At 68.9% G+C, this 17,508-nt stretch carries 15 protein-coding genes; 10 read left to right on the top strand and 5 right to left on the bottom strand.

What is annotated here, in order from left to right; translation table 11 throughout:
- Positions 1-197 precede the first annotated feature (197 nt).
- The 3 genes from JGS39_RS26105 to JGS39_RS26095 form a co-directional block, all read right to left on the bottom strand.
- The gene (locus tag JGS39_RS26105; RefSeq protein ID WP_219572034.1) at positions 198-1,145 is read right to left on the bottom strand and encodes a DUF4429 domain-containing protein; all 948 of its coding nucleotides are present in this window, start codon (positions 1,143-1,145) and stop codon (positions 198-200) included.
- Between the two features lie 116 nt (positions 1,146-1,261).
- Positions 1,262-2,473: an alpha/beta hydrolase gene (locus JGS39_RS26100; protein ID WP_219572033.1), complete on the bottom strand. Its 1,212-nt coding sequence runs from the start codon at positions 2,471-2,473 to the stop codon at positions 1,262-1,264.
- 299 nt (positions 2,474-2,772) lie between these two features.
- Positions 2,773-3,453, bottom strand: a complete 681-nt coding sequence (locus JGS39_RS26095; protein WP_219572032.1) for a TetR family transcriptional regulator — start codon at positions 3,451-3,453, stop codon at positions 2,773-2,775.
- A gap of 128 nt (positions 3,454-3,581) precedes the next feature.
- Between JGS39_RS26095 and JGS39_RS26090 the strand changes: the two genes are divergently transcribed.
- Together JGS39_RS26090 and JGS39_RS26085 are read left to right on the top strand one after the other, a co-directional pair.
- Positions 3,582-5,192 carry an MFS transporter gene (locus JGS39_RS26090; RefSeq protein ID WP_219572031.1) on the top strand — a complete coding sequence of 537 codons (1,611 nt, stop codon included), beginning with the start codon at positions 3,582-3,584 and terminating at the stop codon, positions 5,190-5,192.
- A gap of 176 nt (positions 5,193-5,368) precedes the next feature.
- On the top strand, positions 5,369-5,785 hold the full coding sequence (locus JGS39_RS26085; RefSeq protein WP_219572030.1) for a peptidase inhibitor family I36 protein: 417 nt from the start codon (positions 5,369-5,371) through the stop codon (positions 5,783-5,785).
- A 116-nt stretch (positions 5,786-5,901) separates the two neighbouring features.
- Here JGS39_RS26085 and aceE read toward each other — a convergent pair whose 3' ends face one another.
- Positions 5,902-8,634, bottom strand: coding sequence for a pyruvate dehydrogenase (acetyl-transferring), homodimeric type (gene aceE / locus JGS39_RS26080; protein ID WP_219572028.1), 2,733 nt, complete (start codon positions 8,632-8,634; stop codon positions 5,902-5,904).
- Positions 8,635-9,151: 517 nt separating this feature from the next.
- Here aceE and JGS39_RS26075 point away from each other — a divergent pair.
- From JGS39_RS26075 to JGS39_RS26050, 6 genes are all read left to right on the top strand, one after another.
- On the top strand, positions 9,152-9,589 hold the full coding sequence (locus JGS39_RS26075; protein ID WP_219572026.1) for a DUF3052 domain-containing protein: 438 nt from the start codon (positions 9,152-9,154) through the stop codon (positions 9,587-9,589).
- Between the two features lie 203 nt (positions 9,590-9,792).
- Positions 9,793-10,251 (top strand): peroxiredoxin, encoded by a 459-nt coding sequence (locus tag JGS39_RS26070; protein ID WP_219572024.1) that lies wholly within the window; start codon positions 9,793-9,795, stop codon positions 10,249-10,251.
- A gap of 149 nt (positions 10,252-10,400) precedes the next feature.
- Complete coding sequence (locus JGS39_RS26065) at positions 10,401-10,976, top strand: TerD family protein (protein WP_219572022.1); 576 nt, start codon at positions 10,401-10,403, stop codon at positions 10,974-10,976.
- Between the two features lie 140 nt (positions 10,977-11,116).
- Positions 11,117-11,692 carry a TerD family protein gene (locus JGS39_RS26060; protein ID WP_148017459.1) on the top strand — a complete coding sequence of 192 codons (576 nt, stop codon included), beginning with the start codon at positions 11,117-11,119 and terminating at the stop codon, positions 11,690-11,692.
- 70 nt (positions 11,693-11,762) lie between these two features.
- Positions 11,763-12,896 carry a DUF475 domain-containing protein gene (locus tag JGS39_RS26055; protein WP_219572020.1) on the top strand — a complete coding sequence of 378 codons (1,134 nt, stop codon included), beginning with the start codon at positions 11,763-11,765 and terminating at the stop codon, positions 12,894-12,896.
- A gap of 152 nt (positions 12,897-13,048) precedes the next feature.
- On the top strand, positions 13,049-13,783 hold the full coding sequence (locus JGS39_RS26050; RefSeq protein WP_219572018.1) for a TerD family protein: 735 nt from the start codon (positions 13,049-13,051) through the stop codon (positions 13,781-13,783).
- Between the two features lie 83 nt (positions 13,784-13,866).
- Here JGS39_RS26050 and JGS39_RS26045 read toward each other — a convergent pair whose 3' ends face one another.
- The gene (locus JGS39_RS26045; RefSeq protein WP_219572017.1) at positions 13,867-14,616 is read right to left on the bottom strand and encodes a TerD family protein; all 750 of its coding nucleotides are present in this window, start codon (positions 14,614-14,616) and stop codon (positions 13,867-13,869) included.
- Between the two features lie 221 nt (positions 14,617-14,837).
- On the opposite strand from JGS39_RS26045, the gene JGS39_RS26040 reads away from it, so the two are divergent.
- The gene (locus tag JGS39_RS26040; RefSeq protein WP_219572015.1) at positions 14,838-16,001 is read left to right on the top strand and encodes an HpcH/HpaI aldolase/citrate lyase family protein; all 1,164 of its coding nucleotides are present in this window, start codon (positions 14,838-14,840) and stop codon (positions 15,999-16,001) included.
- Positions 16,002-16,126: 125 nt separating this feature from the next.
- Positions 16,127-17,508 (top strand): phosphoribosyltransferase family protein (locus JGS39_RS26035; protein ID WP_219572014.1); only part of this gene is annotated, 1,382 nt, incomplete at its 3' end.

The following is a 17,508-nucleotide window of genomic DNA, read 5'->3' as shown; positions in this document are numbered from 1 at the left end:
CCGACTTCCTCCCCGACTCCGCCGTCATCGCCGCCGGCGGGTGCGGGGGAGCGGGCGGCGGCGATGACGGCGGAGTCGGGGAGGAAGTCGGCATGGCGTGATCAGGGTAGGCAGCGAGGCCACCCGGCGGCGTCATACCGGGGTTCCGGTCCGCCGCCGCCCTTCTCGTACGGCGGTATGACTCCGAACGAGAGGCCCTACAGCTCTGCGAGCAGCTGGGCCTTCTTCGCGCTGAACTCCTCGTCCGTCACCAGGCCCGCCTGGTGCAGCTCCCCGAGGTGGCGGATCCGCTCCGCGATGTCCGCCGGGTCCCGGCGTCCCGCGCCCGCCAACGCGGCCACGACCGGCGTGGACTGCCTCCTGCGGACGGATTCAAGGACGGCCGCGGCGAAGGGCAGCGACTCGTGCACCGGGCCGTAGCCGAGGCCGAAGATCACCGCGGCAGGGTCCTGGTCGGCCCGGGTCGGACGCCCCGCCATCGGCTGCGTACTCGGGGCGGCGCTCGTCAGCAGGCCCGGCCCGGGGGCGGTGGCTGCCGGTCCGGTGGGCGGAGCCATGGACGCCAGGCCGCGCGGTACAAGCCGCAGATAGCCCTCGAAGGCCTCGGGCGAACGCCACTCGACCCCGCTCAATTCCGTGACCGGGAACGTCTGGTCGCCCGCCTTCCACTTCTCCGAGGAGGCACCCGTCCAGAACCACCGGAACGAGATCCGGTCACCGTCGAAGCTGGCCCTGCCGTCGTACGCCTTGAAGCGCATCGGCGCCTCGGGGGCCGCGACCAGGAACCGGTCGGCGGGTTCGTCCGCCTCGGGACCCAGCCGCGCTCGCAGCTCGTCCGCGTAGTACTCGGCGAGCGTCTCCCGTTCGGCGGGCAGCACCAGACGGTACGGATCGCAGCCGTCCTTGAGCTGCCCGGCTGCCGCCTCCAGCAACGGATCGGCACCGGGTCTCGGGACCGCACGCAGCACCACCGTGCCCCGCTTTCCCGGGGTGAGCGTCACCGACGACAGCGCCGCATGCGGGACGCGGCGCTCACGGAGGCTCTGGAGGAGCCTCGGCGTGCGGATACCCCGTTCGAAGCGGATGAGCACGGAGTCGGTGTCGAACTCCCAGGTGGCTTGAATTCCGGCCAGCACATCACCCATGTGCCTCATCGTATGCGGCACTTGCCCGCTCGTCCCCCCTCGGAGGCCCTCGCAATTCCTGGCCGGTCACGGTTCTCTACGCGCGTCAGACCCGTGCGCACGGGTCTTTGTGCGGGTCAGACCGTCGCGTGGCCGGAAATCTGTTCGTGGCAGCCGCTGTCGGACTGGGCGCAGGTCACGGAGGTGTAGGCGCCCGCGCCGATCGCGGCGAAGTTGCCCAGGCTCTCGGTTCCCGGCTCGAAATAGCCGCTGTGGCCGATCGCGTCGCCCGCCGACGCGATCCGCGCGCCGAAGTCCGGATCCACCGGATCGGCGCCGTGGCCGAGGCCTCCGAACTCCAGGTTCGGCACGTCCTCGATCCAGTCGTCGCGGTCCCGCATCGCCCAGACGTTGGCCCGGGTGTGCAGCTGACCGGCGTTGTCGACGCGCATGCCGGGGCTTCCGGCGACCGCGATGTCCGTCACCCGGCCGGGCAGTTCGTTCGCGGCGACGCCGCACAGGACGGAGCCGTAGCTGTGGCAGAACAGCGAGACGGGAGCGGACCCCGGGAGCGACTTCACGAGTGCGTCGAGCCGGACGGCCCCGCGCTCGGCGAGGTTGCCCAGGGCCGCGTCCATGCCGATGCCGGCCGGTGCGGTGTAGTCGGCCCAGGCGATCACCGCGGTCCGCACGCCGGGATGCACGGAGTGCTCGGCCGCGTACAGGGACTTGGCCATGCCGACGGGGGCGGCGTTCGTCTTGCGCCCGGTGCGCTCCAGCGTCAGCAGGTTCGTGTCGACGCCCGGCACGACCACCGAGACCCGCTCGGCCCGGTCCAGGTCGCCGAACACCTCTGCGGCGTGGCCCCGGCCCGACGGGTCGAACGCGAGGAAGTGGCGGCCCTCGGCGAGCATCGACCGGAAGCGGTCCACCCGGTGCTGCGCGTCGGCGCGCCCGTCGGGGGAGAGCCTCGAGTCGTGCACCCGGGTCTGCTCGGCCGTGCGCGCCTGTTCCAGCGCCAGCCGGTTGGCCTGATAGCGCAGGGTGACCGGGGCGCCGTTCAGATTTCCCACCACGAGGGGGTACTTGCGGGCCAGACCGGCCTGCTGCGCGTCCGTGAGAGCGGCGAAGAAGTGCGCCAGCTTGTACGGAGGCGCATCCGCCGCGGGGAGCGCGCGCCCCGCTATCGACCCCTTGGCCCACGAAGCGAGTGCGACGGTGCGTGGCGCGTCGGAGTGCTGATGACGCACGGCGGTCCAACCGGTGGTCGCCAGCATCACGAACACGACCGCGACGGCGAGAAGAGCGCGCCAGGCGGTGAGCGTGGGGGAGGAGTCGAAGGAAGTCACTGCGCCACACATTAGGAGACGCGCGTAAGGAGTCGTTAAGCGGGTGACGCACATCACTGGAGCGTGGGGAATGAAACCCTGTTTTCCTCACGCTGTGTACGGCCTTGCGCGACGCTGCGCCGCGCCGGGAGCCGTCGGAGTGCCCCATCGGGGCCTCGCGGCACGCCTGTTGTGAGGTCGGTCATGTCCGGTGTCTGAGGCGTGCGGCACACCGCCTCGGTCGAGGTGGAGCGGCACACCACTTCAGTCGAGGTGGCGTGCCGCACGCCACTTCCGTTGAGGTGGAGCGGCACGCCACCTCAGTTGAGGTGCGCCGTTCCGGCGGGACGCCCACGCCAGTCTCCGGCCAGGGCGGGTCCCAACTGGTCCAGGTAGGTCTCGGTCAGCGTCCGCAGCGAGTCCATGCTGCCGTCGCAGCTCCGCCCCCACAGCTGTCCGGTCACCCGCATCACCCCGCAGAACGCGGCGACGGCGACGCGCGGCCGCGGGTCCCGCGCCAGGTCCAGGCTCTCGCGCTCGGCGATGAGCCCGGCGATCTGCTCCTCCATGGCGACGCTGCGCCGCATGTGGGCGGCGAGCAGGGAGGGAGTCGATTCGATCATCTGATAGGTCCGCATGTGGAGTTCGACCGGGACGAGGGCCTCGATGGCCTCTCCGATACTGTTCCAGGCGCACAGAACGGCGCGGCGCATGGCCTCGAAAGGGGTTTCGGTGGCGGGACGTTGACGCAGTTCGAGGATGAAGCGCGACTCCACCATGTCCTGGACGGCGAAGACGACCGCCTCCTTGCCCGCGAAGTAGCGGAAGAAGGTGCGCTGGGAGACCTCGACGGCGTCGACGATCTCGTCGACGGTGGTCTCTTCGTAACCCTGAGTGGTGAAGAGGTCGAGGGCGGCACGGAGCAGCGCGTCCCGGGTGCGTCGCTTCTTGCGTTCGCGCAGCCCGGTCGGAAGGCCTGCGACTTGACGCCCGTCGGTCACTGAACTGGTCCTCTTTTCCCTGCTTTGTCCAGCTCGGCCTATGCGTGAGCTACGTGTGAGCTACGTGACAGTTACTGACTTGTGAATTGGTTTGTCAACTGTCAGCGACTGACACTAATCTCCCGCGTATGACTAGTCAGCCCACCCTAGAGAAGGCGTCGCGGGAGCCCCAGGACCCCGCCGGCTCCGTACCTGCCAAGGGACTGCGCGGCCACCCCTGGCTGACGCTCTTCTCCGTGGCCATCGGCGTGATGATGGTCGCGCTCGACGGCACGATCGTCGCGATCGCCAACCCCGCGATCCAGCAGGACCTCGGCGCCTCGCTCGCCGACGTCCAGTGGATCACCAACGGCTACATGCTCGCACTCGCCGTCTCCCTGATCACCGCGGGCAAGCTCGGTGACCGGTTCGGCCACCGGCAGACCTTCCTCATAGGCATCGCCGGCTTCGCCGCGGCGTCGGCGGCCATCGGGTTCTCCAGCAGCGTGGCCCTGGTGATCGTGTTCCGGGTGCTTCAGGGTCTCTTCGGAGCCCTGCTGATGCCGGCCGCGCTCGGCCTGCTGCGCGCCACCTTCCCGGCCGAGAAGCTGAACATGGCGATCGGTATCTGGGGCATGGTGATCGGCGCCTCGACCGCGGGCGGCCCGATCCTGGGCGGCGTGCTCGTCGAGCACGTCAGCTGGCAGTCCGTCTTCTTCATCAACGTGCCGGTCGGTGTGATCGCCCTCGTCATGGGCGTGCTGATCCTCAAGGACCACCGCGCCGAGAACGCGCCGCGCTCCTTCGACATCGCGGGCATCGTGCTGCTGTCGACGGCGATGTTCTGCCTGATCTGGGCGCTCATCAAGGGCGCGGAGTGGGGCTGGGGCGACACCAAGACGGTCGGCTTCCTGGTTGCCGCCGTCGCCCTGTTCGTCGGGTTCGCCCTCGTCCAGCAGCGCGTCAGGGAACCGCTGATCCCGCTGGCGATGTTCCGCTCCGTACCGCTGTCCGCGGGCACGGTCCTGATGGTGCTGATGGCCTTCGGCTTCATGGGCGGCCTGTTCTTCGTCACCTTCTACCTCCAGAACGTGCACGGTCTGAGCCCGGTCGACAGCGGTCTGCACCTGCTGCCGCTGACCGGAATGATGATCGTCGCCTCGCCGCTCGCGGGCGCCATGATCACCAAGTTCGGCCCGCGGGTTCCGCTCGTCGGCGGCATGGTGAGTACCGCGGTCGCCATGTTCGGCATGTCCCAGCTGACCGTCGACACCAGCACCCTGACCATGTCGATCTGGTTCGCCCTGCTCGGTCTCGGCCTCGCGCCGGTCATGGTCGGCGCCACCGAGGTCATCGTGGGCAACGCCCCGATGGAGCTCTCCGGTGTCGCCGGAGGTCTGCAGCAGGCCGCCATGCAGGTCGGTGGCAGTCTCGGTACGGCGGTGCTGGGCGCGATCATGGCAGCCGGCGTCGACTCCAAGCTGCCCGACAACTGGAAGGAAGCGCAGCTTCCGCCGCTGTCGCCCGAGCAGCTCGACCAGGCGTCCTCCGCGATCAAGGTCGGCATGCCGCCGGTCGCCGAGGGAACCCCGCCGGAGGTCGCGGGCAAGATCGTGAACGTCGCCCACGACACCTTCGTCTCGGGCATGAGCACGGCGTTCATGGTCGCCGGCATCGTCGCGGTCATCGCCGCATTGGTCGCCACCCTGACCAAGCGCGGCGAGAACGCCGAGGCGGGCGCGGGCGTCGGGCACATCTGACCAGTCCTCGTGGGCGCCCCGCGGCGTCAACACAGCGCGTCCAACAGCCCCGCCGGAACGTTCCGGCGGGGCTGTCGCCTATCAGGGTGGTCCCGGCCCCCGGCCCCTTCCCGTACCGCTGCCGCCCAGCTCAGGGTGGGTGTGGAAGATCCACATCAGCACGGGGGTTGATTCATATGCGTACGACCGTTGTCGCGGCCGCCCTGGCCGCCACCGCACTGGTCCCACAGGCTCCGGTCCAGGCCCTGTCCTCACAGGCCCGGGTGCAGGCCTTGTCCCCACAGGCTCCGGTCCGGGCCGTCTCCGGGCGGCTCGGGGATTGCCGAGCCGGCCAGCTCTGCCTCTGGGCCAAGCCCGACTTCACCGGCACCCGGCAGGTCCACGAGCTGTCCACCACCGACATCGAGAGCTGCGTACCGCTGAAACCAGGGGCCACCGTCCAGTCGCTGGCCAACCGCACCGGCCGGCCCGTCACCACCTACCAGTCGGCGGAGTGCGAGGAGACCGGAGAGTTCGAGACCTACCCGGGCGGCGGCACCTGGACCCCGCGCACCCCGTACCAGGTACGGGCCTTCAAGATCTGGGAGAACTGACCCGCGCGGCACCCGCGCGGCACCCGCGCGGCACCCCCGCACGGCACTCCGCACACAGCACCGCGGGGCGGCCGGACCCCTTCGGGTCCGGCCGCCCCGCGTCGTGCGTCGTGTCCCTACGCGTCGCCGCCGGCCGCACCGGGGTCGGCCGCGGTCACGTCCAGGAGGTCGTAACGGTCGATCGCGGTCTTCAGCGCCGAACGGTCGATCTTCCCCTCCTTCGCGAGCTCCGTGAGCACCGCCAGGACGATCGACTGAGCGTCGATGTGGAAGAACCGGCGAGCCGCCCCGCGCGTGTCCGCGAAGCCGAACCCGTCCGCACCCAGCGACTGGTACGCACCGGGCACCCAGCGCGCGATCTGGTCCGGCACGGACCGCATCCAGTCCGAGACCGCCACGAACGGCCCCTGCGCGCCGGAGAGCTTGCGCGTCACGTACGGAACGCGCTGCTCCTCCTCCGGGTGCAGCAGGTTGTACCGCTCCACGTCCACGGCCTCGCGCCGCAGCTCGTTCCAGGAGGTCGCCGACCAGACGTCCGCCTTCACGTTCCACTCGTCGGCGAGGATGCGCTGCGCCTCGACCGCCCAGGGGACCGCCACGCCGGACGCCATGATCTGGGCGGGGATCTCGCCCTTCTCGCCCTGGCTGTAGCGGTGGACGCCCGCCAGGATGCCCTCCACGTCCACGTCCGCGGGCTCGGCCGGGTGCTGGATCGGCTCGTTGTACACGGTGAGGTAGTAGAAGACGTCCTCACTGTTCTCGCCGTACATCCTGCGCAGGCCGTCCTTGACGATGTGCGCGATCTCGAACCCGAACGCCGGGTCGTACGCGACACAGCCCGGGTTCGTCGAGGCGAGGAGCTGCGAGTGGCCGTCCGCGTGCTGGAGGCCCTCGCCCGTCAGCGTCGTACGGCCGGCGGTCGCGCCCAGCACGAAGCCGCGCGCGAGCTGGTCGGCCATCTGCCAGAACTGGTCACCGGTGCGCTGGAACCCGAACATCGAGTAGAAGACGTACACCGGGATCAGCGGCTCGCCGTGCGTGGCGTACGCCGAACCCGCGGCGATCAGGGAGGCCGTGCAGCCCGCTTCGGAGATGCCGTCGTGGAGCATCTGCCCGGTCGGCGACTCCTTGTACGCGAGCAGCAGATCGCGGTCCACCGACTCGTACTGCTGGCCGAGCGGGTTGTAGATCTTCGCGCTCGGGAAGAACGCGTCCATGCCGAAGGTGCGGTACTCGTCGGGCGCGATCAGCACGAAACGCTTGCCGATCTCCTTGTCCCGCATGAGTTCCTTAAGGATGCGGACGAACGCCATGGTGGTGGCGATCGACTGCTGACCCGAACCCTTCTTCGCGGTCGCGTACGTCTTGTCCTCGGGCAGGACCAGAGGCTTCGCCCGCACCACACGCGTCGGGACGTAACCGCCCAGACCCTTGCGGCGGTCGTGCATGTACTGGATCTCCTCCGAGTCGCGGCCCGGGTGGTAGTACGGCGGGTTGCCGTCCTCCAGGTCCTTGTCCGCGATCGGGATGTGCAGCCGGTCCCGGAAACGCTTGAGGTCCTCGGCCGTGAGCTTCTTCATCTGGTGGGTCGCGTTGCGGCCCTCGAAGTTCGGCCCCAGCGTCCAGCCCTTGACCGTCTGCGCCAGGATCACGGTGGGCTGGCCCTTGTGGGCCTTGGCCGCCGCGTACGCCGCGTAGACCTTCTTGTGGTCGTGCCCGCCACGCCCGAGGTGCAGGATCTGCTGGTCGGACATGTCCTTGACCATGTCGCGCAGCCGCGGGTCGTCACCGAAGAAGTGCTCACGGATGTACGCACCCGTTTCGGTGGCGTACGTCTGGAACTGGCCGTCCGGCGTCGTGTTCAGCTTGTTGACCAGGATGCCCGTGCGGTCCTGCGCGAGCAGCGGGTCCCAGGAGCGGTCCCAGACCAGCTTGATGACGTTCCACCCGGCGCCGCGGAACTGCGACTCCAGCTCCTGGATGACCTTGCCGTTGCCACGCACCGGCCCGTCGAGGCGCTGCAGGTTGCAGTTGACGACGAAGGTCAGGTTGTCCAGGCCCTCGCGGGCGGCGATGGAGAGCTGGCCGAGCGACTCCGGCTCGTCCATCTCGCCGTCACCGAGATACGCCCACACGTGCGAGTCGGAGGTGTCGGCGATGCCGCGCGCCTCCATGTAGCGGTTCATCCGGGCCTGGTAGATCGCACCGAGCGGGCCGAGACCCATCGACACGGTCGGGAACTCCCAGAAGTCCGGCATCAGCCGCGGGTGCGGGTAGCTGGACAGTCCGTTCGGCGCCTTCGACTTCTCCTGGCGGAACGCGTCGAGCTGCGCCTCGCTCAGCCGGTCAAGCAGGAAGGCGCGGGCGTAGATCCCGGGAGAGGCGTGCCCCTGGAAGAAGATCTGGTCGCCGCCCCGGCCGTCGTCCTTGCCGCGGAAGAAGTGGTTGAAACCGACGTCGTACAGCGAGGCCGAGGACGCGAACGTGGCGATGTGACCGCCGACGCCGATCCCGGGACGCTGCGCCCTCGACACCATCACGGCCGCGTTCCAGCGGGTCGCGTTGAGGACCTTGCGCTCGATCTCCTCGTCGCCGGGGAAGAACGGCTCGTCCTTCGTGGCGATCGTGTTCACGTAGTCCGTGCTGCGCATCTCCGGCACGGCGACACGCTTCTCGCGTGCGCGCTCGATGAGCCGGAGCATGAGGTAGCGGGCCCGCTCACGGCCTCGCTCGTCGACGGCGGCGTCGAGGGAGTCGAGCCATTCCTGGGTCTCTTCGGGATCGAAATCCGGGACCTGACTCGGAAGGCCGCCAATGATGATCGGGTTGCGATCGGATCCGGAAGCCACGCTGTTCCTTCGCTGTTCGGTGCTGCTCTACGGGGCCTGGTCACGGAGGCGTCCCCCCGCTGTGTCTGCGCGTACGCCATCCCATCGTGTACCGCGAGGGCGCAAACGTCATCTCTACCGAGAGGTAACCGCAGGCGTCGCGCCGGCCGTCTCCCGGACGGGTGCACGGGCCGCGCCGGAGCGGGTATACGGCCGGACGGGAGCCATCGGGCAGGATGGGTCGGGCCAAACCGCAACCATACGCCCAAGGGGTCCCAACGTTCCCGAATGCTGTTCGACTCCGTTTGCCGGACCGATACGGCATAAGCTGTTCAAGGACGTAAAGGGTGTGGACGGCAGCGCCGGCTCCCGTGAGGGACCCGCCGACAGTGCGGCGACGTGGCATGGAACGTCACCGTTTAGGCGGTCTCGTACGCTGGGTACTTGCGCGATCCGCCGCTCCCGTGTGGACTACGGCCAACGCCCCGCGTACGCGCGTGGCTGCAGCATTTTCCGAAACATGATCAGGAGGCAACCCGTGAGCGCGACCGCGGACCACGCGGAGGAGCGGACCAACCCGGCAGCACGCCTGGGGTTCGAGCCCGGACAGGTGGTCCAGGAGATCGGCTACGACGACGACGTCGAGCTGGAGCTCCGTGAGGGCATTGAGGCCACTACCGGCCAGGATCTCGTCGATGAGGAGTACGACGACGTCGCAGACGTCGTCCTGCTCTGGTTCCGCGACGAGGACGGCGACCTTACGGACGCGCTGGTGGATGCCATTGGTCTGCTCGAGGACGGCGGTACGGTCTGGCTGATGACGCCCAAGACCGGCCGTGACGGATACGTCGAGCCGAGCGACATCAACGAGGCTGCCCAGACAGCCGGTCTCGCACAGACCAAGAGCATCAGTGCGGGCAAGGACTGGACGGGCAGCCGTCTGGTCACGCCGAAGGCGGCCAAGACCAAGCGCTGAACCGCACTCGCCCCTGAAGGCCCCCGACGGCATCACGCCGTCGGGGGCCTTCGTACATTCCCAGCACGTCCGTTCCCCGCACATTGCCCCCGCACGTCCGCAGGAAGCTTTCCCGGGTGCCGCACGGCCGCCCGGCGGCTCTGCGTAGGGTGGGAGTCACCCGGACAGCCCAGCCCGGTGACGTAGCGAAGGGACGCGTTTTCATGGCGATCGAGGTCGGCACCAAGGCCCCGGATTTCGAGCTGAAGGACAACCACGGCCGGACCGTGAAGCTCTCCGACTTCCGTGGTGAGAAGAACGTGGTGCTGCTGTTCTACCCGTTCGCCTTCACCGGCGTGTGCACGGGCGAGCTCTGCGCGCTCCGCGACGAGCTGCCCACCTTCGAGAACGACGACACACAGCTGATCGCCGTCTCCAACGACTCCATCCACACGCTGCGCGTCTTCGCCGAGCAGGAGGGCCTCGAGTACCCGCTCGTCTCGGACTTCTGGCCGCACGGCGAGACCTCGCGCGCGTACGGAGTCTTCGACGAGGACAAGGGCTGTGCGGTGCGCGGGACCTTCGTCATCGACAAGGAGGGCGTGGTGCGCTGGACGGTCGTCAACGGCCTGCCCGACGCGCGCGACCTCAACGAGTACATCAAGGCGCTCGGCGCCCTCTGATCCGTGATCCGGTGGATCTCGCCGCGCCCCCGGCCAAAAGCCTGTTTTGGCCGGGAACCGGTCACTAGGATCCACTCGTTGATCGGATGCCAACACGACGTGGAGGCGCCGGCACCGGCCGGCCCCCAAAGAAACCAATGGGAGGACTCGTGGGAGTCAGCCTCAGCAAGGGCGGCAACGTCTCGCTGACCAAGGCCGCGCCCAACCTGACCGCGGTCATCGTGGGTCTGGGCTGGGACGCTCGTACCACCACCGGCGGAGACTTCGACCTCGACGCCAGCGCCCTGTTGACGAACGCCGAGGGCAAGGTGGGCAACGACGGCAACTTCGTCTTCTTCAACAACCTCAAGAGCCCCGACGGCTCTGTCGAGCACACCGGTGACAACCTCACCGGTGAGGGCGAGGGCGACGACGAGGTCATCAAGGTGAACCTGGCCGGTGTCCCGGCCGACGTCGACAAGATCGTCTTCCCGGTCTCGATCTACGAGGCCGAGTCCCGCCAGCAGAGCTTCGGCCAGGTGCGCAACGCGTACATCCGCGTGGTCAACCAGGCCGACAACACCGAGCTCGCGCGCTACGACCTCAGCGAGGACGCCTCGACGGAGACCGCCATGGTCTTCGGCGAGCTGTACCGCAACGGTGCGGAGTGGAAGTTCCGCGCCATCGGCCAGGGCTACGCGTCGGGTCTGCGCGGCATCGCGCAGGACTTCGGCGTCAACGTCTAGGGCGAGAGGCTCTGACCGGCAGTCCGGGGCCGTGGCCCCGGACACGCCTCCAGCATGTCCGTCCGGCGCCGCACCCTGTGCGGCGCCGGACGCGCTCAACAGACGGATTCACCGGTTCATCGACTCGGGGAGGACACACCATGGGCGTCACGCTCGCCAAGGGAGGCAATGTCTCCCTCTCCAAGGCCGCACCCAATCTCACCCAGGTGCTCATCGGACTGGGCTGGGACGCACGATCCACGACGGGGGCGGACTTCGACCTCGACGCCAGCGCACTTCTGTGCCAGTCGGGCCGGGTGCTCGGCGACGAATGGTTCGTGTTCTACAACAACCTCACGAGCCCCGATGGCTCCGTCGAGCACACCGGCGACAACCTCACGGGTGAGGGCGAGGGCGACGACGAGTCGGTCATCGTGAATCTCAACGAGGTGCCAGCCCACTGCGACAAGATCGTTTTTCCGGTCTCCATCCATGAGGCCGACAATCGCGGGCAGACGTTCGGCCAGGTCAGCAATGCGTTCATCCGCGTGGTCAACCAGGCCGACGGTCAGGAGCTCGCGCGTTACGACCTCAGTGAAGACGCTTCTACGGAGACCGCGATGATCTTCGGTGAGCTGTACCGCTACAACGGTGAGTGGAAGTTCCGTGCAGTAGGACAGGGGTACGCGTCGGGGCTGCGGGGCATCGCTCTAGACTTCGGGGTCAACGTTTCGTAAAGCCGCGCACGGCGCGGGGGAGCCCCGTGCTCTTCGGGGGAGACCCGTTACACACATGATGGGGTAGCCAGTGCTTCTGAAAACCTTCGGCTGGTCGTTCGCGATTACCGCGATCGGTCTGGTCGCAGCGTGGTTCTACGGGGGGTGGGAAGCCTTCGGAGTGGTGGCGATCCTTTCCGTCCTGGAGATCTCGCTGTCCTTCGACAATGCGGTGATCAACGCCGGAATCCTGAAGAAGATGAGTGCCTTCTGGCAGAAGATCTTCCTCACGATCGGTGTGCTCATCGCGGTCTTCGGTATGCGGCTGGTATTCCCCGTCGTGATCGTGGCCGTCACCGCAGGGCTGGGACCGATCGAGGCGATCGATCTCTCCTTCAACGACCCGGACCAGTACAAGGAACTCGTCACCGACGCCCACCCGGCGATCGCTTCGTTCGGTGGCATGTTCCTGCTCATGATCTTCCTCGACTTCATCTTCGAGGACCGTGACATCCAGTGGTTGCGCTGGATCGAGCGCCCGCTCGCCAAGCTCGGCAAGGTCGACATGCTGTCGGTCTGCATCGCGCTGATCGTCCTGCTGATCTCGGCCATGACCTTCGCGACCCAGGCACACCAGCACGGCGGCGGACACGCGGACAAGGCCGAGACGGTCATGCTCGCGGGCATCGCGGGTCTGATCACGTACCTCATCGTCGGCGGTCTCTCCGGCTACTTCGAGAACAAGCTCGAGGAGGAGGAGGAACGCGAGCACGAGGCGGAGGAAGAGGCCAAGCGCGCGGGCAAGAAGGTCTCCGCGATCGCGCTCTCCGGCAAGGCCGCGTTCTTTATGTTCCTCTACCTGGAAGTGCTCGACGCGTCCTTCTCGTTCGACGGTGTCATCGGCGCCTTCGCCATCACCAACGAGATCGTGCTGATGGCCCTGGGTCTCGGTATCGGCGCCATGTACGTCCGTTCGCTCACGGTCTACCTGGTCCGCCAGGGCACCCTGGACGACTACGTCTACCTGGAGCACGGCGCGCACTACGCGATCGGCGCTCTGGCCGTCATCCTGCTCGTCACGATCCAGTACGAGATCAACGAGCTCATCACCGGTTCGGTCGGCGTCATCCTGATCGGCTGGTCCTTCTGGTCCTCGGTCCGGCGCAACAAGGCGATCGAGGCCGATGGAGGCGAAGGCAGTACGGAAGTCTCCGCCGGGGTGTGACCCGGTAGGGAATGAGGAACGCTCTCTGCGGGGCGGCTCGTACGGCAACGGTTCCGGGAACACCCGGATCCGGCCCGGAGCCGCCCCGTTGCGGTGCGTGCGTCGCACGTGCCGCGTGCGACCGGTGGGGCCGACATGTGTGGGGGTTCGGGATGGCGTTCTGGAACAGCCTGTGGCCGGGGCGGGAAGCTCAGTTCGAGTCGGGCAGTGCGGCCAGCAACTCCATCGTGCTCTCCAGGCGGCACGCCACGGTCTCGCTGACCAAACAGGGTGCGCTGACCGGCAACCTCCGGGTCAACCTCTCCTGGCAGATGCGTTCGTCCGACATCGAGGGCCGGTCACGGCAGAGCGGCCGGCTGCTGCGGCCGCTGAAGCTCTTCCAGCCCGATGTCGTCCAGGCGCACACTCAGGGAGTGGTCAACGTCGACCTGGACCTGGGCTGCATGTACGAGCTGACGGACGGCACCAAGGGAGTGGTGCAGCCGCTCGGAAATCTGATCGGTGATCTCAACGGGCCGCCGTACATCAGGCTCAGCGGCGACGACCGCTTCGGGGCGCCGTCGGGGGAGACCGTCTACGTCAACCTCGACCAGCGCGACCAGATCAAGCGGATGCTGTTCTTCGTCTACATCTACGACCAGACGCCCGCCTTCGACCGTACGCACGCGAAGGTGACGCTCTACCCGGGCAACGGGCCGCGCATCGAGATCGAGCTGGACGAACGGGCCCCGCAGGCCCGATCGTGCGCGGTGTTCACCGTGGAGAACGAGAAGGGTGAGCTGACCGTGCGGCGCGAGGTGAAGTTCGTGTACGGCTTCCAGTCGGAGCTGGACCGGCTGTACGGGTACGGCATGCAGTGGGGACGCGGCTACAAGACCCGGGCGTAGGCGTGGTGCCCCGCAGGCTTGCTGACGCGGGTGAGGGGCGTCCGTCCGGGCGTCGGGTGAGGAGCGCCCGTCCGGACGTCGGGTCAGGGCCGTATGAACTGCGGCCCCTGCGGTGGCAGGACGAAGTTCGGGTCCGGCGCGTGCGCTGCCGCCGCCGCGGGCTGCGGGTAGCCGTAGGCGGGCTGCACGGACGCCGGCTGAGGGTAGCCGTAGGCAGGGCCGGGGACGGGCGCCGCAGGGGCCACAGTGGGCTGCGGGTAGCCGTACGAGGGCTGCTGGTGCTGGACCGTGGCCTGCGCGTCGGGTCCGGGCGCCGGCGGGAACGCGGGGGCGGGCGGCGTGGGGTCGGGCCCGGCGACGGCCTCCGACTCGTCCACCGAGATGCCGAACGCGGTCGCGAGACCGATGAGGCCGGTCGGGTACCCCTGTCCCACGGCCCGGAATTTCCAGCCATCGCCGCGCCGGTNCGACGCCGCGGCGTCGTAGAGCAGGATGCGCAGATCGCGCACGTGCTCAAAGGCGGCCCCGTCGGAGGACGCGGCGATGACGACCTGGTCGACCGAGGGGTCGAGCGCGGTCAGGTCGGCCTCGATGGTGTCCGTCAGCCCCTCGGGCAGACTCCGCTTAGGCAGCCGTCGTACCAGGCCGGACGGGTGACGGGGCTGGTTGTAGAAGACGAAGTCCTCGTCGGAGCGCACGCGGCCGCCGACACCGAGCAGCAGGGCCGAGGCGTCCACATCGGGAACCCCGGTGCCCGGGGTCCAGCGCAGCACGGCCCGTACGGCCATGGCGTCGAGGGGGACGTTCGAGCCTTTCACCATCGCGTGCGTCATGCCGGTCATCCTGCCTGCTGGCTGCCCGTGCGGACAACGCGGGGGTCGCGAGCCGTGTCGTGCGGGAAAGACGGAACGAGCCGGTCCGCACCCTTGGGAACCATCGCTAAATGGACGAGTTACCCGGAATTCACGTGTGCCGGGAACTGCTGACACCCGTCCGTACGTACTATTACCGGCCACACGTTGTCCGGTCGGTCAGGTAGTACGGGGGGAATCACATGCGTCATTTCGGGCATATCGCGCCCGCTACGAGGTGCGATCTGTTCTTCCGTGAACCGTGCGACTTCGACGCCGGCTCCCCGGCCCCCGTCCTCGCGGCAGCTCTGGGGGCCACGCTCTACAGCCCCGCCACCCGTCCCCGGCTGGCCGACGACGTCATCAAGCAGGCCTGCCGGGGCGTCGTCTCCATGGTGTTGTGCCTGGAGGATTCAATCGACGACTCCGAGGTGCCGGGCGCCGAGGAGAATCTGGTCAGGCAGTTCGCCGACCTTGCGGATCGGGGCGGCGAGCTCCCGCTGCTGTTCATCCGCGTCCGCGAACCGCACCAGATCACGGACCTCGCGCGCCGGCTCGGAGCATCCGTCCGATTGTTGTCCGGTTTTGTACTTCCCAAGTTCACGCAAGAGCGCGGCGTTCCGTTCATGGAAGCGCTCACCAAGGCCGAGTCCGCGGCCGGACAGCGGCTCTTCGCCATGCCCGTGCTCGAATCCCCCGAACTGCTCCATCTGGAAACCCGCCAGGAATCCCTCCGTAAGATCGCCGACACCGTCGACACCTACCGTGACCGGGTGCTCGCGCTGCGCCTCGGCGTCACCGACTTCTGCTCGGCGTACGGACTGCGACGCCCGCCCGACATGACGGCGTACGACGTCCGGATCGTCGGCGACGTCATCGCCGACGTCGTCAACGTGCTGGGCCGGGCGGACGGGACGGGCTTCACCATCACCGGCCCCGTCTGGGAGTACTTCCGGCTCCAGGAGCGCATGTTCAAGCCACAGCTGCGCCGCAGCCCCTTCCTGGAGGGCCGGGCGGAGGAGCTTCGTACGGCCCTGATCGAGCACGACCTGGACGGACTGCTGCGGGAGATCGAGCTGGACCGGGCCAACGGCCTGCTCGGCAAGACCTGTATCCACCCGTCACATGTCGCGCCCGTGCACGCGCTGTCCGTGGTCAGCCACGAGGAGTTCAGCGACGCGCAGGACATCCTGCGGCCGGAGCGCGACGGCGGCGGGGTGCTGCGCTCGTCGTACACGAACAAGATGAACGAGGTGAGGCCGCACCGGGCCTGGGCCGAACGCACTCTGCGTCGGGCACAGGTCTTCGGCGTGGCGAAGGCGGACGTCGGCTTCGTGGAGCTGCTGGCGGCGAGCCTCGCGGAATGAACGGTGCGGGTGCGCGGGTGCGCGGGTGCGCGGGTGATGCTTGATGGACGGGTCCGGGCGCGCGGGTGCGTGTGACGGACGATGGGTCCGGGTGAGCGGGCGCGCAGGACAGACGACGGGTCCGGATGAGCGGGCGCGTCGTGACAGGCCAACGGAAGGAAGCGGCGAACGTGGTGTGGTCGGGTAGCTGGGTCGCGGAACGACTGGGCGTCGAGCTGGTGGGCGACGGGGAGCTCCGTGAGCTGCTGGGCCTCGCCCTGCGGCGCAACCCCAAGCGAGCACACCTGCTCGTGTCCAACGTCCTCGGCAAGCACGTGCCGCAGCGCCCCTCGGTCGTCTACGGCGCAGGCGTCGAGCTCGGCCGCCGGGTGCGCGAACTGCTCGGCGAGGACGGCGCACGGCACGCGGTCGTGCTGGGCTACGCGGAGACGGCCACCGGCCTCGGTCACGCCGTCGCCGACGGGCTCGGACCGGCCGCCTACCTCCACTCGACGCGACGCCCCGTCGAGGGCGTGGCGCGCGCGGGCGGCTTCGAGGAGTCGCACTCGCACGCCACCTCGCACCTGCTGCTGCCGGAGGACCCGGACCTGCTGGCAGCCGAACGGGGCGGTGAGGCGGGCGCGGCCCTCGTCCTCGTCGACGACGAGTTCTCCACCGGCAACACCGTCCTCAACACCATCCGCGCCCTGCACGAGCGCTACCCCCGCAAGCGGTACGTCATCGTGGCCCTGGTCGACATGCGCTCACCGGCCGACCAGGGGCGGCTTGCCGAGTTCGCCGAGGAGATCGACGCCCGGGTCGACCTGGTGGCGAGGAACACGGGCACGGTCCGCCTCCCGGAGGGTGTCCTGGAGAAGGGGCAGGCGCTGGTCGCAGAGCAGGAAGCGGCCCAGGCGGCTGCGCAGCCCCGCGTGGGGTGGCCCGGCGAAAGGCCCGAGCCTCTGTGCATCCTTCCCCGCCCCCACACCCGGATCGACCTCCAGTGGCCCGCCGGAGTGCCCGACGGCGGCCGGCACGGCTTCACCGCCGCACACCGCGCCCTCCTGGAGCCCGCTCTCCCCGCCATGGCGGACCGCATCGCGGCAGCCCTGGGCGAGCACCCCCGCAAGGTCCTGGTCCTCGGTTTCGAGGAGCTGATGTACGCGCCGCTGCGCCTGGGCACCGCTCTGGAGGAGCGCACCGGCGCCGAGGTCCGCTACTCGACCACGACCCGCTCCCCGGTCCTCGCCGTGGACGACCCCGGCTATGCGATACGCACCCGGCTGGTCTTCCCCGCCCACGACGACCCGGCCGACGGCCCGGGGGACCGCTACGCGTACAACGTCGCGGGCGGCGACTTCGACGCCGTGGTCCTCGTCGTCGACTCCACCGCCGACACCCACGCACTGCACGGCCCCCGCGGCCTGGTGCAGCAGCTCGCCCCGCACACCGCCCACGTCCTCCTGGCGGTCGTCCCCTCGTACGTACCGCCCGGGGCGACCGCCGCCGAGCCGTCACCCCCGCACAC

The sequence above is a fragment of the Streptomyces poriferorum genome (assembly GCF_019399235.1).
Classification (GTDB): Bacteria; Actinomycetota; Actinomycetes; order Streptomycetales; family Streptomycetaceae; genus Streptomyces; species Streptomyces poriferorum.
Note: the sequence above shows the minus strand (reverse complement) of the source record. Positions and strands in the feature narration are given on the sequence as shown.

Bases quoted from the DNA above. Each gene is read 5' to 3' on its own strand.
- JGS39_RS26105 (WP_219572034.1), bottom strand. From the start codon at position 1,145: ATGGGTGATGTGCTGGCCGGAATTCAAGCCACCTGGGAGTTCGACACC.
- JGS39_RS26090 (WP_219572031.1), top strand. From the start codon at position 3,582: ATGACTAGTCAGCCCACCCTAGAGAAGGCGTCGCGGGAGCCCCAGGAC.
- JGS39_RS26085 (WP_219572030.1), top strand. From the start codon at position 5,369: ATGCGTACGACCGTTGTCGCGGCCGCCCTGGCCGCCACCGCACTGGTC.
- JGS39_RS26070 (WP_219572024.1), top strand. From the start codon at position 9,793: ATGGCGATCGAGGTCGGCACCAAGGCCCCGGATTTCGAGCTGAAGGAC.
- JGS39_RS26060 (WP_148017459.1), top strand. From the start codon at position 11,117: ATGGGCGTCACGCTCGCCAAGGGAGGCAATGTCTCCCTCTCCAAGGCC.
- JGS39_RS26050 (WP_219572018.1), top strand. From the start codon at position 13,049: ATGGCGTTCTGGAACAGCCTGTGGCCGGGGCGGGAAGCTCAGTTCGAG.
- JGS39_RS26040 (WP_219572015.1), top strand. From the start codon at position 14,838: ATGCGTCATTTCGGGCATATCGCGCCCGCTACGAGGTGCGATCTGTTC.